Origin of the sequence: Variovorax sp. PAMC26660, assembly GCF_014302995.1 — a bacterium.
Lineage (GTDB): Bacteria > Pseudomonadota > Gammaproteobacteria > Burkholderiales > Burkholderiaceae_C > Variovorax.
In genome coordinates, this window is record NZ_CP060295.1 from 362314 (window position 1) to 383798 (window position 21485).

The window sequence follows — 21485 nt, forward strand, 5'->3', positions numbered from 1 at the left end:
GGCCTTTTCCTTTATTTCTTCAGCGGATCAGGCCCTGTCAGCATCGCGCGGCAAGCGCCTCCAGCGTGCCGGCCTGCATCACGTCCGCAAGGCTCAACCGGCGGCTGCCCGGCAGTTGTTCCCGCAGGCTGAGCATCATCTTGAGGCTCAGCAACGAGTCGCCCCCGAGCTGGAAGAAGTTGTCGTGGCGGCCGATGCGTCGCAGGCCCAGCAACTGCGCCCAGATGGCGGCCAGCGTCCGTTCCGCGTCGTCTTTCGGCGCCTCATGGGTCTTGTGCGCAACCGGCGGCAGTGCCGCGGCTGACCGCACCTGCAGTCCGGCCATCACATCGATCTCACGCGCCGGTTGCCCGGGCCGATTGACCAAGGCGTCGACCACTTCGGCGACGGCCGCCTGCATGTACTCGCAGACGCGCGCGGCACCCACGGACTTGCTGACCTGCGCCGTCAACGCAAAGCCATCGCCCAGATCGCTCACCGACAGGCCGAGCGGGTAGTTGCTGCGCTCCTGCCCTGCAAGAAACTCGATGCCCTCCCAGTCGGAATCCCCCATGGATGCGCGTTTGGGGCTGTGGCGATAGTTCAGCAGCGAGGAGAACAACGGTGCTCCCTTCGGCAGACCGCTGCAGCGCTGGGCCAGCGACAGGCTCGCGTGTTCGTGGTGCATGAGCTGCGTCAGCGCCGCATGCGTTTCCCGCACGCACTGCTCGACGCTGAGCGCCCCCAGACGAATGCGCAACGGCAGCATGTTCATGCACAGGCCCATCGCACGTTCGGCGCCCTCGCCGCCCTGCATGCGTCCGAACAGGACCGTGCCGAACACAAGATCGTCCTTTCCCGTGGCCCTGGCCAGCACCAGTGCCCACGCAAGATGGAACAGCGTCGCAGGGCTCACCCCATGGCGCTGCGCCTGGCGCCGAAGATGCGATGCCAACGTCGCGTCGAGCGCGAGCCTGGCATCGTCGACATCGGAGCCATCGCGCCGCACGTCGGTCAGGCCGAAGGGCGTGGTGGGCTCCGTCACATCGCCCAGCATCTGCTTGAAAAAATCCTCGTGCTCGGCCGGGCTCAGACCCAGCCTCGCGCGGGCCACGAAGTCACGGAACGGCACGGGCGGCGGCAGCTCGATCTGCGGCTTCTGCTGGATCGACGTGATCTCGTCCATCAGCAGCTCCAGCGTCGTGTGGTCCGAGATCAGGTGATGGCAGGGCAACTGCAAGAGCCAGCGCTTCTGTGCGGCGTCGTGCGCTGCCACCGCCTCGACCATCGGCGCGCGTCGCACGTCGATGCGGTAGCCGATGGGGTCGACACGGGCATTCAGCCGCTCGGCCACGTCCATCCCCGCCGATGTTGCGTCTTCTTCGAGCCATTGCAGTTGCAGCCGGGCCTCCCGCCACACCACCTGCACCGGCTCGCTGAGTCCTTCCCACGCGATCGCGGTGCGCAGAATGTCGTGCCGTGCGATCACCTGGTTGAAGCTCTCGATGAAGTGCGCCAGACGCTCTCGGCTGTCGAAACTCATCAACAGCGGGTAGACATACACGTCGCCTCGCGTCTGCAAGAGGTGATGGAACAGGATGCCCTCCTGCAGCGGCGCCAGCGGATAGATGTCCTGGATGTTCGCAGCCCCACCCGGCACCGCCGCCTCGATGCGCCCGATCTCCCGCTCATCGAGCGAGACCAGCGTCACCATCTCCGCACGGATCGCCTCGCACCCCGCAGGAATGCCATTGGGCGGCACCTGCACCTGCGGGCGCCCCGTGTCCTGCTCCTGCACCAGCGCCTTCGCAAAGGCCGCAAACCCCGGGTGCTGGAACAGCGTGCGCACCTGCGCCTGCAAACCTCTGGCACGCATGCGCTCCAGCAAGCGAAGCGCCAGCAGCGAGTGCCCGCCCAGCTCGAAGAAGTTGTCGTTGCGCCCCACCCGCTGCAGCCCCAGCACCTCGGCCCAGATGACAGCCAGGGTTTCTTCCAACTCGCCTTGCAGTGCCTCGTAGCCCTGGCCCTGCGCAAGCTCCGGCTCGGGCAGCGCCTTGCGCTCCACCTTGCCGTTGGCATTCAGCGGCAGCGCCGGCAGCACCATGACTGCGCGCGGCACCATGTAGTCGGGCAGCACCTGGCCCAGGCGCTCGCGCAGCACATCAGAGTCGATGGCCTGCCCTGCGTGGGCGGCCACGTAGCCGATCAAGGCTGTCGCGCCCGCGATCTCCCGGGCCACGACAACCGCTTCCCTGACCTCGGGTTGCGCCAGCAGTTGGGCTTCGATCTCTCCCAGCTCGATGCGCAGGCCCCGGATCTTCACCTGGTGGTCGATGCGCCCCAGGTACTCGATCTGCCCTTCGGCGTTCCAGCGCACGAGGTCGCCGGTGCGGTAGAGCCGGTCGCCCTGCCCGAAGGGATCGGCCACGAAGCGCTCGGCGCTCAGGCCCGGCTTGTTGAGATAGCCCCGTGCCAGGCTCACGCCGCCCAGGTACAGCTCACCCGCCACGCCGCGCGGCACCAGGTTCAGCTCGGCATCGAGGATGTAGGTCTGCGTGTCGCTGATGGGCCGTCCGATGGGCACCAGGCTCTGGCCGTCGTCCCTGCAGGTCCAGCGCGTGACATGGATGGTGGTCTCGGTGGGGCCGTACAGGTTCTGCAGCGTCGCGCCACTCAGGCGCCGCAGGGCTTCCTTCTGCGTCTCTGCGGGCATGGCCTCGCCGCCCACGATGATGTGCTTCAGGCGCGTGCTGGCCTCGATGCCCGGATGCGCCAGGAAGGCCTGCAGCATGGAGGGCACGAAGTTCAGCGTGGTGATCTGGTGGCGCTGGATCAGTTGCACCAGTCGCTCGGGGTCGCGGTGGTCGCCGGGGTTGGCCACGACCAGCCTGGCGCCGGTGGTCAGGGGCCAGAACATCTCCCAGACCGACACGTCGAAGCCGAAGGGGGCCTTGTGCAGCACGGTGTCGTTGCCGCCCAGGCCGTAGGTGCGCTGCATCCAGGCCATGCAGCTGTGCAGCGCCTCGTGGCGCACGGCAGCGCCCTTGGGCTTGCCGGTGGAGCCGGAGGTGTAGATGACGTAGGCGAGGTTCTCGCCGTGCAGTGCAACCTGCGGGTCGGTGTCGGGCTCGCCCGAGAGGTCCAGGCTGTCGGCTTCGAGTCGCATGAGCCCGACGCGTTCGGCAATGAGATCGCGCGTGGCCCTGTGTGTCAGCAGCAGCGCGATGCCGCTGTCTTGCACCATGTAGGCCAGGCGCTGCGCCGGGTACTCGGGGTCCAGCGGCAGGTAGGCGCCACCGGCCTTCAGGATGCCCAGGATGCCCACCATCATCTCGATGGAGCGCTCCATCACGATGCCCACGCGCATGTCGGGCTGCACGCCCAGGGCGATCAGGCGATGCGCGAGGCGGTTGGCCCGGCGGTTGAGCTCGCCGTAGCTCAACGACACTTCGTCGAACAGCAGCGCTGTCGCCTCGGGCTGCAGCCGCGCGTGGCGCGCGATGCTGTGGTGCACGGGCTGCGCATCCGGCTCACGTTGCGTGTTCACGCTCCATTGCGTGAGCCAACGCCGCTCCTCGTCCGACAGCAAGTCCAGCTCGCGCACCGACTGCTGCGATTGCGTGACCAGTGCATCCACGATCGCGCGAACAGCCACATGCATGAAGCCACACACGCGCCGGGCATCGACCGATTCATGCACCTGCGCGGTCATATCGAAACCTTCGCCCAGATCGTCCACCGACATGTCGAACGGGTAGTTGCTGTGCTCCTGTCCGCCCAGGAACTCGATGCCCTGCCAGGCGGCCGAATCCTTCTTCTCGATCGCAGCGCTGTAGCGATAGTTCAGCAGCGCCGAAAACAGCGGCGTGCTGCCCGGCAGCGCGCTGCAGCGCTGCGCCAGCGACAGGCTCGCGTGTTCGTGGTGCAGCAGTTGCGTCAGTGCTGCATGCGTTTCCCGCACGCACTGCTCGACGCTGAGCGCCCCGAGCCGGATGCGCAGCGGCAGCGTGTTGATGAACAGGCCCAATGCCCGATCCGCGCCAGCGCCGCCCTGCATGCGACCGAAGAGCACCGTGCCGAACACCACGTCGTCCTTGCCCGTGGCCCTGGCCAGCACCAGCGCCCAGGCCAGATGGAACAGCGAGGCGGCGCTCACGCCATGCCGACGGGCTTCGTGCCGCAACGAGGCAGCGAGGTCCGCGTCCACGGACAGCACTGCTTTCTCGGCGCGGGCGCCGTCGCTTCGCACGTCCAGCAAATTGAAGGGCGTCGTGGGTTCGTCCACGTCGCCCAGCATCCGGGTGAAGAAGGCTTCGTGTTCAGCCTGGCTCACTCCCAGCCGGGTCTGCGCCACGAAGCGCCGAAACGGCACGGGCGCGGGCAGCGCCTCATGGCGATTGTTCGCCAGCAAGGCGATTTCTTCGACGATCAACTCGAGCGTGGCGTGGTCGAGCACCAGATGGTGGCTCGGCAGTTGCAACAGCCAGCGCTGGTGGCCGGCATCTTCGGCCGCGATGGCGCGGATCATCGGGGCATGGCGCACGTCGATGCGACGGCGGCTCGCGTCGGCATTCAGGCTTGCAAGCACGTCGTCGCCGGCCGCCACGTCCAGCCATTCGAGCTGCAGCCGCGCCTCTCGCCACACCACCTGCACCGGTTCCGACAATGCTTCCCACAGCACGGCCGTGCGCAGGATGTCATGCCGCGCGATCACCTGGTTCAGGTTGTGGATGAACGCTTCCAGCCGCGCCTTCGATTCGAAGGCAAGGAGTTGCGGCGTCACGTAGACGTCCCCATCGGCCTGCATCAGGTGATGGAACAGGATGCCCTCCTGCAGCGGCGCCAGCGGATAGATGTCCTGGATGTTCGCAGCCCCACCCGGCACCGCCGCCTCGATGCGCCCGATCTCCCGCTCATCGAGCGAGACCAGCGTCACCATCTCCGCACGGATCGCCTCGCACCCCGCAGGAATGCCATTGGGCGGCACCTGCACCTGCGGGCGCCCCGTGTCCTGCTCCTGCACCAGCGCCTTCGCAAAGGCCGCAAACCCCGGGTGCTGGAACAGCGTGCGCACCTGCGCCTGCAAACCTCTGGCACGCATGCGCTCCAGCAAGCGAAGCGCCAGCAGCGAGTGCCCGCCCAGCTCGAAGAAGTTGTCGTTGCGCCCCACCCGCTGCAGCCCCAGCACCTCGGCCCAGATGACAGCCAGGGTTTCTTCCAACTCGCCTTGCAGTGCCTCGTAGCCCTGGCCCTGCGCAAGCTCCGGCTCGGGCAGCGCCTTGCGCTCCACCTTGCCGTTGGCATTCAGCGGCAGCGCCGGCAGCACCATGACTGCGCGCGGCACCATGTAGTCGGGCAGCACCTGGCCCAGGCGCTCGCGCAGCACATCAGAGTCGATGGCCTGCCCTGCGTGGGCGGCCACGTAGCCGATCAAGGCTGTCGCGCCCGCGATCTCCCGGGCCACGACAACCGCTTCCCTGACCTCGGGTTGCGCCAGCAGTTGGGCTTCGATCTCTCCCAGCTCGATGCGCAGGCCCCGGATCTTCACCTGGTGGTCGATGCGCCCCAGGTACTCGATCTGCCCTTCGGCGTTCCAGCGCACGAGGTCGCCGGTGCGGTAGAGCCGGTCGCCCTGCCCGAAGGGATCGGCCACGAAGCGCTCGGCGCTCAGGCCCGGCTTGTTGAGATAGCCCCGTGCCAGGCTCACGCCGCCCAGGTACAGCTCACCCGCCACGCCGCGCGGCACCAGGTTCAGCTCGGCATCGAGGATGTAGGTCTGCGTGTCGCTGATGGGCCGTCCGATGGGCACCAGGCTCTGGCCGTCGTCCCTGCAGGTCCAGCGCGTGACATGGATGGTGGTCTCGGTGGGGCCGTACAGGTTCTGCAGCGTCGCGCCACTCAGGCGCCGCAGGGCTTCCTTCTGCGTCTCTGCGGGCATGGCCTCGCCGCCCACGATGATGTGCTTCAGGCGCGTGCTGGCCTCGATGCCCGGATGCGCCAGGAAGGCCTGCAGCATGGAGGGCACGAAGTTCAGCGTGGTGATCTGGTGGCGCTGGATCAGTTGCACCAGTCGCTCGGGGTCGCGGTGGTCGCCGGGGTTGGCCACGACCAGCCTGGCGCCGGTGGTCAGGGGCCAGAACATCTCCCAGACCGACACGTCGAAGCCGAAGGGGGCCTTGTGCAGCACGGTGTCGTTGCCGCCCAGGCCGTAGGTGCGCTGCATCCAGGCCATGCAGCTGTGCAGCGCCTCGTGGCGCACGGCAGCGCCCTTGGGCTTGCCGGTGGAGCCGGAGGTGTAGATGACGTAGGCGAGGTTCTCGCCGTGCAGTGCAACCTGCGGGTCGGTGTCGGGCTCGCCCGAGAGGTCCAGGCTGTCGGCTTCGAGTCGCATGAGCCCGACGCGTTCGGCAATGAGATCGCGCGTGGCCCTGTGTGTCAGCAGCAGCGCGATGCCGCTGTCTTGCACCATGTAGGCCAGGCGCTGCGCCGGGTACTCGGGGTCCAGCGGCAGGTAGGCGCCACCGGCCTTCAGGATGCCCAGGATGCCCACCATCATCTCGATGGAGCGCTCCATCACGATGCCCACGCGCATGTCGGGCTGCACGCCCAGGGCGATCAGGCGATGCGCGAGGCGGTTGGCCCGGCGGTTGAGCTCGCCGTAGCTCAACGACACTTCGTCGAACAGCAGCGCTGTCGCCTCGGGCTGCAGCCGCGCGTGGCGCGCGATGCTGTGGTGCACGGGCTGCGCATCCGGCTCACGTTGCGTGTTCACGCTCCATTGCGTGAGCTGCGCCTTCTCGGGCGCCCCCAGCAGATCGATCTCCGCTATCGAACGACTGGCATCGCCAGCCAGCGCATCGAGGATCACCACGTAGTGACCCGCCATCCGCTCGATGGTCTGCGGCTCGAACAGTTCGCGCGCGTAGTGAAAGTTCAACTGCACCTGCCCGCGTCCGTCTTCGACCACGCCGAGTGTCAGCTCGAACTGGGCCGTCTGCTCGCCGAACTCCCAGGTCTGCAACGCAAGGCCGGGCAGGTTGTCCAGCGCGCTGTGGTCCTGCTGCAGATGGTTGAACATCACCTGGAACAGAGGGGCAGTGCTCAGGCTGCGCTCCGGCTGCAGGGCCTCCACCAGTTGCTCGAACGGCAAATCCTGATGCGCCTGCGCACCCAGCGCCGCCTCGCGGGTCGCGGCCAGCGCTTCGTGCAGATGGGTTCGGCTGTCGAGCAGGTTGCGCATCACCTGCGTGTTGACAAAAAATCCGACGACACGCTCCGACTCCACGCGGTGGCGGTTGGCAATCGGCACGCCGACCCGCACGTCCTGCTGCGCGGTGTAACGGTTCAGCAGCACCTGGAAGCCGGTGAGCAGCATCATGAACAGCGTCGCACCCTGCGCCTGTGCGCGCCGGCGCAGCGACTCGACCAGCGACGGCGGCAACGCCGTGCCATGACGGGCCGCGCGGTACTTGCCGTCGGCGCGGCGCATGTGATCCACCGGCAGTTGCAGCACCGGATGCTCGGTGCCCAGTTGCGCCTTCCAGTAGTCGAGCTGCCGCTCCTTCTCGCCGGCCTCCAGCCAGTGCCGCTGCCAGATCGCGTAGTCGGCGTACTGGACCGGCAGCGCATCGCGCACCGGCGCACGGCCCTGCACCCGCGCCTGATACCCGGCCACCAACTCGTCCACGACGATGCGCATCGACCACCCATCGGACACGATGTGGTGCATCACGACCGCCAGCATGTGTGCTTCGGCACCCAGGCGGATGAGCACGACGCGAAGCAGCGGGCCGACCGTCAGGTCAAAGGGTGCATCGCCGACGCGTTGTGCCTCTTCGCGCGCACGTGCCTCGCGCCCGCTGTCAGCCAGGTGCGTCAGGTCGATGACCGGAATGTCCAGTGCCACATGCGCCTGTACGCGCTGCTCGACTTCTCCTTCGGCGTTCACGCTGAACACGGTGCGCAGCGATTCGTGGCGCGCAACCAGCGCTTCGAAACTGTCCTTCAGCGCATCGACATCGAGCCGCCCTTCAAGCCGAAGCCCACCCGAGATGTGATACGCCGAGCTGCCCGGTTCCAGCTGCCACAGAAACCACTGCCGCATCTGTGCATAGGAAGGCGGGCACGCGGTGCGCGCAGCCTCGTCGCGTGCAACGATCGGAAACTGACCGATCGTGAGGCCCTCGGCGCGGATCTTCTGGTAGACCGCGCGGCGCTGTGCCGGGGTCAGGCGCAAAAAGCGCCGGCCGATATGGTCGTGGGTGGCCGTGATTTCCATCAGGTGGTCTCGAGGCTGTCAATGAAAGAGTCGATATCGGACAGGGCTTCCGCTTGCGGCTTGCGCTCGCTCGCCTGCGAGATCAACCGGGCCATGTCCATCAGAACGGGGTGTTGAAAGATGTCCTTGACCGCGAGGTCGGCATGCATGGCGCCCTGCACGCGAGCCATCACCTGCATCGACATCAGCGAGTGGCCGCCGAGCTCGAAGAAATGGTCGTTGCGGCCGATGCGCTCCACGCCCAGCACTTCGGACCAGATGAGCGCCAACGCGCGCTCGGTGTCACCCTCCGGTGCCGCGTAGGCGCGTTCGCTGTCGAAGCCGGGCATGGGCAAGGCCTTTCGGTCGACCTTGCCGTTCGCATTCAGCGGCAGCGCCTCCAGCACCACGATGGCGCCGGGCACCATGTACTCCGGCAGCGCGCGGCCCAGCCGCGAGCGCACCTGCGCCGTGTCGATCGCCTGCCCCGCATGCGCGGACAGATAGGCCACGAGCATCGTCGCGCCGGCGTGCTCCCTGGCCATGACGGTGGCCTCGCGGATCTCGGACTGCGCCAGCAACTGCGCCTCGATTTCTCCGAGTTCGATGCGGAAGCCCCGCACCTTCACCTGATGGTCGATGCGCCCCAAATATTCAAGCTGGCCCTGTGCATTCCAGCGCACCAGGTCACCGGTGCGGTAGAGGCGGCCGCCGTCATCCGTCGCGATGAAGCGCTCGGCCGTGAGGGCGGCGCGGTTCAGGTAGCCGCGCGCCAGGCCGGCGCCTGACACATGCAGTTCGCCGGCCACGCCGGGCGGCACAGGATTCAACTGCGCATCGAGCACCTGCAGGCCCAAGTCGGGAATGGCGATGCCGACCGGGCTGCGCTGCTGCCCGAGGTCCGCCGCGGTGATCCGGCGGTAGGTCACGTGAACCGTGGTTTCGGTGATGCCGTACATGTTGATCAACTGGGGTTGCTGGTCGCCGTGGTGTTCGATCCACGTGCGCAACCGTTGCGGCTCCAGCGCTTCGCCGCCGAAGATCACGGCGCGAAGCGACAGGCCTTTTTCATGGACCTGCGGCAACGCGATCAACTGGCCGAATGCCGATGGCGTCTGGTTGAGCACCGTCACCCGCTGTTCGCGCAGCAGTTGAAGAAAGTCTGCCGGCGAACGGCTCACCCAGAAGGGCACCACGACCAGCTTGCCGCCGGTGCACAACGCACCGAAGATTTCCCAGACCGAGAAATCGAAGGCGTAGGAATGGAACAGGGTCCATACGTCCTGCGGCCCGAACTGGAACCACGGTGCCGTGGCGCCGAGCAACCGGGTCACATTGCGATGGCACAGCTGCGCGCCCTTGGGCTTGCCGGTGGAGCCCGAGGTGTAGATCACGTAGGCGAGGTTGTCGCCGTTCAGTGGAACGTCAGGGTTCGTCGTCGGGTACTCGCCCGAATCCGCCGCATCGACGGCCAGCGCAGGGATGCCGGCGGGCAACTGCATGCGGTCTCGCAAATGGGCCTGCGTGAGCACCAGCGCAAGCCGGCTGTCTTGCACCATGTAGGCGATGCGGTCGGCCGGGTATTCGGGGTCCAGCGGCACATAGGCACCGCCGGCCTTCATGACCGCGAGAAGTGCAACCACCAGGTCGATGCCGCGCTCCAGCGCCACGCCGACCTTGGTTTCGGGTCGCACGCCGCTTTCGATCAGGCGGTGCGCCAGCCGGTTGGCCCGCTGGTTGAGTTCGCGATAGCGGAGTGCTTCTTTCTCGAAAACCACCGCGATGGCATCGGGGTGCACCGCAGCCTGCAACTCGATCAGGCCATGCACGGTGGCGGTTGCGCTCTGGTCTTGCGCACAAGCGCCCCATCGCGCGAGCTGTGCGTGCTCCGTTTCGTCGAGCAACTGCAGATCGCGCAACGTGCATGCCGGCTCGGACACGAGGGCTTCGAGCACGCACCGGTAGTGGCTCGCCAGCCGCTCGATCGTTCCCGGCTCGAACAGTTCTGCCGCGTAGCGGAACGCGGCCCGGATGCTGCCGTCTTCGCACTCGATGGTTTCGAGGATCAGCTCGAACGGCGCAGCGCGCTCCCCGAGATCGATGCGGCGCACCTGCAAGCCGGGCCATCCGCGCAACGGCCGGTCGCCTTCGCCCAGGTGGTTGAACATGACCTGGAACAGCGGCGAGCCGGCGTGTGCGCGGTCCGGGCGCAGCGCCTGTACAAGCCGCTCGAACGGCAGATCCTGATGCGCCTGTGCTTCGAGCGAGGTGTCGCGCACCTGTGCCACCAACTCGGACAGGCGCATGCGCGCCTCCATGCGCGCGTCCATCATCACGGTGTTGATGAAGGCGCCCACCACGCCCGCCGTCTCGGGCCGGTTGCGGCCTGCAACGGGCACACCGACACGGACTTCGTCCTGCCCGCTGTAGCGAAAGAGCAAGGCATGGAACGCCGCAAGCAACACCGGGAAAAGGGTGCCGCCCTGCTCGCGCGCGTGCTGCTTCAGTTCGCGTGCCAGTTGCGCCGGCACTTCGAGTGTGTGCTGCGCCGCGCTGTACTTCGCATCGGCCGAACGCGGCCGATCGGTTGTGAGTTCGAGCACAGGCTGGCTGCCGCCGAGCCGGCGCTGCCAGTAGGCCAGTTGGCGCTCGCCCTCGGCGCCTTCGAGCCACTTGCGCTGCCACAGTGCGAAGTCGATGTAGCGGACCTCTGGCTCGGGCATGCCAGCGGTGGGTGCAGCACCCACCCGTTGCGCGTAAAGGCGCGCCAGCTCGTCGAGGATAAGCTCGACCGACCAAGCATCGGAGCCGATGTGATGCATCGTCAGCAGCAGTTGATGGTCTCCATCGGCCATCTTCAACAACCTGCCGCGCAGCAACGGCCCGGTCGTCAGGTCGAAGGGCGTGCGGCAGACCTCGCGCACGATCTCGCCGAAGCGAGATTCACGGGCCTGCGCATCCAGCGCGCTCAGATCGACAAAGGGAATCGTGATGCTGCTCGTGGGCTCGACACGTTGCTCGGGCAGGCCATGAGGGCCCGAGCTGAAGACAGTGCGCAGCGTGTCGTGGCGCATCGCGAGCGCATGCACCGCGTCCTGCAATGCGGCAACGTCCAGCGGCCCGGAGAAGCCCAGGCCGCCGCCGACGTGATAGGCGGTGTTGCCCGCATCGAGTTGCCACAGGAACCACTGCCCTTGTTGGGCGAAGGAAACCGGCACGGCAGCGCCGTCGTCGGCGCCACGCACGATGGCATCGCGCGACGGGCGCGCGGGCGTGGCAGCGGCATCGCCGTCGCGCCGCAGCCGGCGCTGCAGCATGCTCAATTGCGCGGGGGACAGTTTTGCCCGGCGCTCGGACAGATCCTTGCTTTCGCTCATGATGAAAAACTCGCAGTGGAACGGGTCGCGTCGGCGGCTTCGGGATCGCTCTCGATCTCTTCGATCAGCCGCAGTTCGACCAGCGCAGCCAGCTCGGCGATGGTCGGGGCCTTGAAAAAAGCGGCGGGATGCAGCTCGACGCCATAGGCCTTGCGCACCCTGGACAGCAACCGGATTGCCAGCAGCGAATCGCCGCCCAGCTCGAACAGGTTGTCGTTCGCGCCCAGCGGCGCAATGCCCAACGCTTCGGTCCAGAACTCGGCAAGCCCCTCCTCCAGATCACCTTCCGGAGCGACGAACGCGGTCTGGAGCACCGGGCGCGGATGACCCGAACGGGCCTGCGCCACGGGCTCGTCGTCCAGCGCGTCGAACAGGCCATCGAGCGGACGCAGGCGCGGCGCAAAAGGCGAGATGGAGACCACGGTCTGCGGCAGATCGGAGCCGTTGGCGATGCGCTCGAAGGCAAGCACGCCGGTGTGCTCGTCCAGGCCCACGCCTTCGGGCATGTCCATATCGACCGCCACGCCCACATCGCGCCAGGCATCCCAGTTGACCGAAAACACCGGCAGCGAGGAACTGCGCCGGTGCGCGTTCGCCAGCGCATCGAGGTACGCATTGGCGGCCGCATAGTCACTGCGACCCAGGCCGCCGATGAGGCTCGCGACCGAGGAGCACAGCAGCACGAAGTCGAGCGGCTCGGCACGCAACGCATCGAGCAGCGCGAGGGTGCCCGCGATCTTGGGTGCGAACGCCGCCGCCACCAGCGCCTGCGTTCGCTGGGCGATCATGCCGCGATCAGGCTGGACGACCGCGTGGACCACACCGTTCACCGCGCCGAAACGCTCGTGCACGGCAGCCAGTGCGCTGCGCAACTGCGCGGGATCGGTGACGTCGGCCGACACCGCCATGATCTGCGCGCCACTCGCTTCAAGCTCGATCAGTTGCTGCAGCCTGCGACGCAGCGACGCGGGCTGGTCAACCGATGCGGCAAGGCGTGCCCACTCCGAGCGTTCGGGCAGCGGCGTGCGACCGAGCAGCACCAGCCTGGCCTGCCATGTCTTGCTGAGATAGCGCGCCAACGCGAGGCCGACGCCGCCCAGGCCGCCGGTGATGAGGTACACGCCCCCTTGGCGCAGACGCTGCACGCCCGGGGTCTGCACCGGCAGCGGCTCGTAGGTCTTGATCCAGCGATGCGGCCCGCGGTAGGCCACGACGAATTCGTCCTGCGGGGCAGCCGCCTCCTCGACGACCCTGCGTGCCAGTTCGGTTTCGGCAGCGCTTTCAGGCGCCGGCAGCACCACGTCCACGACGCGACAGGCGATGGACGGCGATTCCTGGCCAAGCACCTTCGCGATGCCCAGCACGGTCGCCTTCTCGGGCGCGAGTGCCTCGGTGCCGGCAACATCCTCCACGCGGTCGGTGACCACCGTGAACGCAAGTGGCGGCCGGACCGAGCCGTCGACGCTGTCGAGCGCCTGCGCCAACGCAAGCAGGCTGAAGTAGCCAGCCTCGAAGGCCGCGTCATGCGAGGCCACGGGCTTGTCGCCATCAAGGCTCCACAGATGGAAGAGGCGCGTGACGGGGCCGGCTTCGGCCTCGACTTCACGCAGCAACGCTTCATGATCGGCGCGCTCGGCCGCACGCACGGTGTATTGCCCTTCGGCGGTGCGCGCGAACTTCTTTCCGCGCAAGGCCAGGATCACGCGCTCGCCCCGTTCGCGCAAGGTGCGTGCAAGACGGTCGGTGAAACTGTTCGCATCGCCAAGCACCAGCGTGCAGCCCGACGCCACGGCTGTCGCCTGGCCCGGTGGCAGCACGGCACGCTTCCAGCCCGGCGCATAGAAGAGACCCGGCGCGGTGCTGTCCACCGGGCGCACGGTTTCACCCGGTTCCACCCAGAAGCGGCGGCGCTGGAAGGCGTAGGTGGGCAGCGGCACACGACGCGGCTCGGGGCCGGTGCGGCACGCGGCCCAGTCGATGTCCACACCCACGGTCCACAGGCCTGCAACCGCATTCGCCAATTGCTGGGCATTGCGCGCGAGCTGTTGCGGATGCGCCTGGCTGGCCCAGATGCCTGCGGCCGATTGGCTGTCGGGATGCTGGCGCGCCAGGCCGGCGAGCGTTTCTCCGGGGCCCACTTCGAGCAACACGCGACCGGGCCTGGAAAATATCTCGCGCAGGCCGTCGGCGAAGCGCACCGTGCCGCGCAGGTGCCGGCCCCAATAGGCGGGACTCGTTGCCTCTTCAGCGGTGATCGGCTTGCCGGTCACGTTCGAGATGAAGGGAATGCGCGGTGCGTGTCTAGGCACCGATGCGATCAGGCGTTCAAGCGCGGCAACCATGGGCTCGACCAGCCGCGAGTGCGAGGCCATGGACACATGCAGGCGACGCGGCTGGTGCTGGCGCGCGAGCAGTGCTTCTTCAGCGCGCGCAATGGCATCGGCCGGACCTGCCAGCACGCAAAGCTGCTCGCCATTCACCACGGCCAGGTCGCAGCCTGTGGCAAGGAAAGGCGCGAGTTCCGCTTCGGACAGCGGCACCGCGGTCATGGCGCCGGGTGCCAGCGTCTGCATCAGGCGGCCACGCGCGGCGACGATGCGCAGCGCGTCTCCCAGAGAGAACACGCCTGACAGGCAGGCGGCGACGTACTCGCCCAGGCTGTGTCCCAACAACAAGGCTGGCTGGACGCCGCAGCTCATCCACCAGCGTGCCATCGCGTACTCGACGGCGAACAGCGCCGGTTGCGCAAACTCGATGCGGAACAGGCGCTCGTTCGCCGCCTGTTCTTCGCCGACGGCGGGGAACAGCAATGCGAGCAGGTCGATGCCGCTGTCGGCCTTGAGCACGACGGCGCAGCGGTCGAGTTCGTCGCGGTAGACGGCGCTGTCGCGGTAGAGGGCTTCGCCCATCAGCGCATGCTGCGTGCCGCCACCCGGAAACAGAAACGCGACTTCGGGCGCAGTCGCCGCGGTCTGGGTCGCTGCGACCGCAGGCGAAGCAAGCATGTCCGCAGCCAGTGCGGGCTGGTTCGCGACCACCGCGCTGCGCCATGCAAAGGCACGTCGGCCGCTCTGCAGCGTGTGAGCCACGTCTTCGAGCATCTGCCCTTCGTTCGACCGCAGATGCGCCGCGAGTTGCGTGCGCCCTTGGCCGAGGGCCGTTTCGTCTTTCGCCGAGAGCGGCAAGACCTGCCATTGCGAGGTCTTCGCCGCCGCGTGCACCTGCGGCGCCTCTTCGAGCACCACATGCACATTGGTCCCGCCGATGCCGAACGAACTCACACCCGCGCGGCGCGGTGTGCTGCCTTCGGGCCAGGGCTTGCCTTGCGCGCTCACATAGAACGGGCTGCCCGCAAAGTCGATCTGCGGATTCGACTGCTCGAAATGCAGGCTCGGCGGCAGCGTGCGGTGCTTGAGCGCCATCGCCGCCTTGATCAGCCCCGCCACGCCGGCCGCCGCATCGAGGTGGCCGACATTGGTCTTCACCGAGCCCACGGCGCAGAAGCCGCGCCGCTCGGTGTCGGAACGGAAGGCCTGCGTGAGCGCCGCAATCTCGATGGGGTCGCCCAGCGTGGTGCCGGTGCCGTGCGCTTCGACGTAGCCGATGGTGTCGGCCGAGACACCCGCAATCAGTTGCGCCGCGCGGATCACTTCCGCCTGCCCATCGACGCTGGGCGCGGTGAAGCCGACCTTGGCCGAGCCGTCGTTGTTGGCCGCCGTGCCCTTGATGACCGCGTGAATGGTGTCGCCGTCGCGCAGCGCTTCGTCCAGGCGCTTGAGCACGACCACGCCGGCGCCGCTGCCGATCACCGTGCCATCGGCGTCGGCATCGAAGGCGCGGCAATGACCATCGCGCGAGAGGATCGCGCCGGCCTGGTAGCGGTAGCCGCCTTCTTGCAACAGGTTGAGCCACACGCCACCGGCCAGGGCCATGTCGCAGTCGTGGCTCAGCAGGGCCTGGCAGGCGGTGTGCACCGCGGTGAGCGATGTCGAGCAGGCGGTCTGCACGGTCACCGCGGGGCCGCGCAGGTTGAGCTTGTAGGCGACACGCGTGCACAGCGAGCCGCCGGAGTTGCCGCTCATCAGCCCCAGCAGGTCGGCAATGCCGGTGTGCGCGCCGAGGCCGAAGGACGGCAGCAGGTTGCGGATCAGGTAGACATTCGCGCCCTCGCCCGCATAGACCCCCACCTTGCCGGGCCAGCGTTCAGGGTCACAGCCAGCATGCTCCAGCGAGGCCCACGCGCATTCCAGAAAAACGCGCTGCTGCGGATCGAGGTTCTCGGCCTCGCGCGGCGTGTAGCCGAAGAAGCCGGCGTCGAACTGGTCGAAGCCCTCGAACAGCACGCCGGCCTTCACGTAGTCGGGGTCGTCCAGCAGGGCTTGCGGCACGCCGCGTTCGCGCAACTGCTCGTCGGTGAAGGTCGACACGGATTCCACGCCGTCGCGGATGTTGCGCCAGAAGGCGTCCACATCGTCGGCGCCGGGAAAGCGCCCGGCCATGCCGACGATGGCGATCTCCAGGCCTGTCGGCTCGGCGGGTTCGTTGAAGGTGGACATCAGTTGACTCTCTCTGCCGCTTTGCGGCGTTGAAGCATTGCGGCGCGCTGGCGCAGCGCGCGTTCGTCGCCGGCCGCGGCAGAAGCTGCAGCGGCATGGCCTGCGCCCTGCTCGATCCAGCGGGCCAGCGATTCGACGGTGGGGTACTTGAAGAGATTGACCAGCGGGAAGGCGGTCTTCAGCCGGTCTTCCAGCAGGCGGTGCGCGCGGATCAGCAGCAGCGAATGGCCGCCGAGGTCGAAGAAGTTGTCGTGCAGGCCGACCTGTTCGACCTGCAGCACCTCGGACCAGATGGCGGCGAGCGTGCGGGCCACGTGGCCTTGCGGCGCTTCGTAGGTGCTCGCTCGACCCAGGCCCTCGGGCTCAGGCAGCGCCTTGCGATCGACCTTGCCGTTGGCATTGAGCGGCAGTGCGGGCAGCGTCACGATGGCGCGCGGCACCATGTAGTCGGGCAGTGTCTGGCCCAGGCGCTCGCGCAGCGCGGCGGCATCGATGGCCTGGTCCGCATGCGTCGCGACGTAGGCCACCAGCGACGCACCGGCCGCGCCCTCGCGGGCCACCACGACGGCCTCGCGCACGGCGGGCTGCGCAAGGATCTGCGCCTCGATCTCGCCGAGTTCGATGCGAAAGCCGCGGATCTTCACCTGGTGGTCGATGCGGCCGAGGTATTCGATCTGGCCCTCGGTGTTCCAGCACACGAGGTCGCCGGTGCGATACAGCCGATCGCCTTGGCCGAAAGGATTGGCCACGAAGCGCTCGGCACTGAGCGCGGGCTTGTTGAGGTAGCCCCGGGCGAGGCTCACGCCACCCAGGTACAGCTCGCCCGCAACGCCGCGCGGCACCGGGTTCAGTTCGGCGTCGAGCACGTGGGTTTGCGTGTCGCTGATCGGCTGGCCGATGGGCACTAGGCTGCGGCCATCGTCGCGGCAGCTCCAGCGCGTGACGTGGATGGTGGTTTCCGTCGGGCCGTACAGGTTCTGCAGCGTGGCGCCGCTCAGCCGTTGCAGCGTTTCCTTCTGCGTTTCGGCGGGCATGGCCTCGCCGCCGACGATGATGTGCTTCAGCCGCGTGCTGGCCTCGATGTCCTTGTGCCCCAGGAAGGCCTGCAGCATCGAAGGCACGAAGTTGAGCGTGGTGATCTGGTGCCGCTGGATCAGTTGCACCAGCCGGGCCGGATCGCGGTGATCGCCGGGGTTGGCAACGACCAGCCGCGCACCCGCGGTCATCGGCCAGAACATCTCCCACACCGACACGTCGAAACCGAAGGGTGCCTTGTGCAGCACGGTGTCGGCGCGGGTCAACTGGTAGGTCTGCTGCATCCAGGCCATGCAACTGTGCAGCGCTTCGTGGCGCACGGCCGCACCCTTGGGCTTGCCGGTGGAGCCGGAGGTGTAGATGACGTAGGCGAGGTTCTCGCCGTGCAGTGCAACCTGCGGGTCGGTGTCGGGTTCGGCCGAAACATCGGTGGTGTCGACATCGAGCGTTGCCAGGTCGACGCGCTCGGCGATGTGGCCGCGCGTGGCCCTGTGTGTCAGCAGCAGTTCGATGCCGCTGTCTTCCACCATATAGGCCAGCCGTTGCATCGGGTACTCAGGGTCCAGCGGCAGGTAGGCGCCGCCGGCCTTCAGGATGCCAAGGATGCCCACGACCATCTCGACCGAGCGTTCCATGACGATGCCCACGCGCGAGTCGGGCCTGACGCCCAGGGCGATCAGCCGATGCGCAAGGCGATTGGCGCGGCGGTTCAGTTCGATGAAGCTCAACGCTTCGTCGCCGAACAGCAGTGCGATGGCATCGGGCTGCAGCGCGGCATGTTGCGCGATGGTCTGGTGCACGGGTTGTGGCTGCGGCTCGCGTCGCGCGTTCACGCTCCATTGCGCGAGCTGCGATTTCTCGGAGGCATCCAGCAGGTCGACGTCGCCGACCGCGCGACTCGCATCGGCGGACAACGCAGCAAGCACGGCCACGTAGTGCTGCGCCATGCGTGCGATGGTCTCGGGCTCGAACAGGTCGGCCGCGTAGATCACATCGAGCTTCAGGCGTCCGTCCGGCCGCTCGCGTGCTTCCAGCACCCAGTCGAACTGCGTCTGCAGGTCGGGCAGCGCATGGTCGTGCACTTCGATGTCGCCCAGCCGTTGCAGCGCCCGGTGGTCTTCGTACAGGTGGTTGAACATCACCTGGAACAGCGGACTGTGGCTCATGCTGCGCTCGGGCTGCAGCCGCTGCACCAGTTGCTCGAAGGGCAGGTCCTGGTGCGCCTGCGCGCCCAGCACCGCGTCCCTGGCCTGCGCCAGCACGCGCGACAGGCGGGTGCGGCCGTCGATGGGGTTGCGCAACACCAGGGTGTTGACGAACAGCCCGATGACGTTCTCGAACTCCACGCGGTTGCGGTTCGCGATCGCGGCACCGACGCGAATCTCTTCCTGCCCGGTGTAGCGATGCAGCAGGGCCTGGAGGCCGGCCAGCAGCACCATGAACAACGTTGCGCCATCCGCCTGCGCCAGCCCGCGCAGTTGGCCAAGCAAAGGCACCGGCAACTCGAAGGCATGCCGCGCCGCGCGATAGCTGGCCTGCGGCTTGCGCGGATGGTCGGTGCGCAATTCGAGCACCGGGTGCTCGTCACCGAGTTGCGCGCGCCACCAGGCGAGCTGCCGCTCCGCCTCGCCGGCTGCCAGCCACTCGCGCTGCCACACCGCGTAGTCGGCGTATTGCACGCGCGGGACGGGAAGCGCCGCCGCCCTGCCCTGCAGGCGCGCCGCATAGCCTGCGGCGAGTTCGTCGATCAGCACCTGCATCGAGGCGCCATCGGAGACGATGTGGTGCATCACCACGGCGAGCACCTGCGTGTCGTCCGACAGGCGAAGCAGCGCCGCGCGCAGCAGGTCGCCCTGGCCAAGATCGAAGGGAGCGGCCTTGATGCGCCGGGCCTCACTCTCCAACCGGTCGTCGCGTTCGTCGGCAGGCACGGCGCGCAGGTCGATCACTTCCAGCGCCAGCGTGCCAGACGGTTTGATCCATTGCGCGGCGACGCCGTCGCTGCCGGCGCGGAATACCGTGCGCAACGACTCGTGGCGCGCGACGAGATCGCCGAGCGCCGCGCGCAATGCATCGATCTGCAATGCACCAGCGAGGCGAAGCGCACCGCTCATGTGGTACGCCGCGCTGTTCGGATCGAGCTGCCACAGGAACCACTGGCGCTCCTGGGCATGGGACAGCGGCAGCGCATGCAGCCTGCGTTCGACAGGCAGTACCGCGGTGGGTGCGGGCCGTGCGCGCACGCCCTCTGCCAGTCGCTGCCGCACGGCGGCCGCGCATTCGCGCAATCGCGGCTGCTCGAACATGAGGCGCACCGGGTAGTCGATCTCCCAGTGCGCCGAGATGCGTGCCGCGACCTGCGTGGCGGTGAGCGAGCTGCCGCCGCGCGTGAAGAAGTGGGCTTCGCGCGCAAAGGGTTTCGCATCGGCCGGCCTGAGAACTTCGCGCCAGATCGCATCGATGGCGCGTTCTGTCTCGTCCAGCGCGGGTTCTTCGGCCTGCGTTTCGACAGGGCCGCCCTTGATGAAAGCGCCGCTTTCGTAGATGGCGTACGCGTCGGCGCTGCGGTCCAGCCAGCTCGCGCGGCAGGCGCTGCGCTGCAGCTTGCCGCTCGTGGTCTTGGGCATGCCGCCCGGGTTGAGCAGCAGCACGGCCGACAGCGGCTCGCCGAACACTTCGCTGACGGCAGCGCTGAGCGCTTCGACCAGCACTTGTGGCGGCACCAGCTTCTGCATGCTGCGCGACACCTCGGCCGCCGCACCGATGCCTTCGCCATCGGGTCCACTGGCCGTGAACACAGCGACACGCCCCTTGCGCACGGCATCCACCTCGGCCTCGATGACGCGCTCGATGTCCTGCGGATAGATGTTGTGGCCGCGAACGATGATCAGGTCCTTGATGCGGCCTGTGACGTAGAGCTCGCCGTCGCAGACGAAGCCGAGGTCACCGGTGCGCAGCCAGCGTCGGCCGGCCCGCTCGACGAAGGTTTCACGCGACTCGCGCTCCTTGCCCCAGTAGCCGGCGCCGATGCTCGGCCCGTGGACCCAGATCTCGCCGATGCGTCCGGGCGCCTGGGCCGACAGCGTGGCGGGGTCGACGATTTCGACTTCGTGATGGATCGCCACCGCACCGCAACCGACCAGCAAGGCACCGTCTTCACTCGGCGTGCCGCTGCCGCCGGCCAGACCGTCGGCACTGAAGCCACGCGCCACCATGCCGCCGCCGCGCCGGCCGCCCGTCACGAACAGGGTCGCCTCGGCGAGCCCGTAGCAGGCGTAGACCGCGCCCGGGTCGAAACCTGCGGGAGCGAAGCGTTCGATGAAATCGAGTTCGGTGTCGGCGCGCACGGGCTCGGCACCGGTGTAGGCCACGCGCCAGCTCGACAGATCGAGCTGTGCAAGCTGTGCGTCCTTCACGCGGTCGAGGCACAGGCGAAAAGAAAAATCGGGACCGCCACTGAGCGTGCCGCGATGGCGCGAGATCAGTTCCAGCCAGCGCACCGGGCGCTCGAGGAAGTAGCGCGGCGAAGTCAGCACCAGCGGGATGCCGCTGTAGAGCGGCTGCATCAGGCCGCCGATGAGGCCCATGTCGTGATAGAGCGGCGCCCACGAGACGAACTTGTCGTCCGGGCCGATGCCCATGCCGACCTGGATGGCGTGTTCGTTGGCCATCAGGTTGCCGTGCGTGACGATGACGCCCTTGGGTGCGGAGGTCGAGCCCGAGGTGTATTGCAGGAAGGCGATGTCTTCGTCGCCCGGCTCGAAGGGTTGCCACGCGTCGACGAGCGCCGGGTCGATCGCATCGACGGCGACGATGGTCACGTTGCCGAACTGGTTGCCTGCAGCGGCCATCGAGGCACTGAAGGCGGCCGACGTGAGCACGCAGCGCGCCTGCGAATCGGTCGCCACGCCCGTGAGTCGTGCCAGGTGTTGAGGCCGGGTGGACTCCGGCGGAAACACCGGCACGGCAATCACGCCGCAATAGAAGCAGGCCAGCATGCTCACCGCATAGTGGTCGCCGTTGTCGAGCATGACGAGCGCGCGGTCACCCTTGGCGAACTGCTGTTGCAGCCGCGCCGCGAGCGCCCTCACGCGCCGCTCGAAGACGGCGTAGGTGATGGGCAATTCGCTGTACACGCCGTCAACCTCATCGACCACTGTGAGCCAGACGTCGTCCGCACGTCGATCGGCCAATGCGCGCAGGTGCGCCACGAAGTTGCGCGGCCGCAGATCAGCGGGCTGCGTCGCGAGCATTTCAATCTTCATATCTACCCTTTGCCAG

Annotated in this window: 4 protein-coding genes; all 4 read right to left on the reverse strand. The window is 67.7% G+C overall.

Annotation, left to right across the window (positions count from 1 at the left end):
- Positions 1–37: 37 nt before the first annotated feature.
- The 4 genes from H7F35_RS01735 to H7F35_RS01750 are packed head-to-tail and all read right to left on the reverse strand — an operon-like array spanning position 38 to position 21469.
- The gene (locus tag H7F35_RS01735) at positions 38–8257 is read right to left on the reverse strand and encodes a non-ribosomal peptide synthetase (protein WP_187111274.1); all 8220 of its coding nucleotides are present in this window, start codon (positions 8255–8257) and stop codon (positions 38–40) included.
- Positions 8257–11613 (reverse strand): non-ribosomal peptide synthetase, encoded by a 3357-nt coding sequence (locus tag H7F35_RS01740; protein ID WP_187111275.1) that lies wholly within the window; start codon positions 11611–11613, stop codon positions 8257–8259. The genes H7F35_RS01735 and H7F35_RS01740 overlap by 1 nt, the downstream gene beginning before the upstream one ends.
- On the reverse strand, positions 11610–16169 hold the full coding sequence (locus tag H7F35_RS01745) for a type I polyketide synthase (protein WP_187111276.1): 4560 nt from the start codon (positions 16167–16169) through the stop codon (positions 11610–11612). The genes H7F35_RS01740 and H7F35_RS01745 overlap by 4 nt, the downstream gene beginning before the upstream one ends.
- Entirely contained in the window at positions 16169–21469 is a 5301-nt protein-coding gene (locus H7F35_RS01750) for a non-ribosomal peptide synthetase (protein WP_187111277.1), read from the reverse strand. Before H7F35_RS01750 ends, H7F35_RS01745 begins: the two co-directional genes overlap by 1 nt.
- Positions 21470–21485 lie beyond the last annotated feature (16 nt).

Coding starts and splice junctions, on each gene's coding strand:
- H7F35_RS01740 (WP_187111275.1), bottom strand. CDS start 11,613: ATGAGCGAAAGCAAGGATCTGTCCGAGCGCCGGGCAAAACTGTCCCCC.
- H7F35_RS01745 (WP_187111276.1), bottom strand. CDS start 16,169: ATGTCCACCTTCAACGAACCCGCCGAGCCGACAGGCCTGGAGATCGCC.
- H7F35_RS01750 (WP_187111277.1), bottom strand. CDS start 21,469: ATGAAGATTGAAATGCTCGCGACGCAGCCCGCTGATCTGCGGCCGCGC.
- H7F35_RS01735 (WP_187111274.1), bottom strand. CDS start 8,257: ATGGAAATCACGGCCACCCACGACCATATCGGCCGGCGCTTTTTGCGC.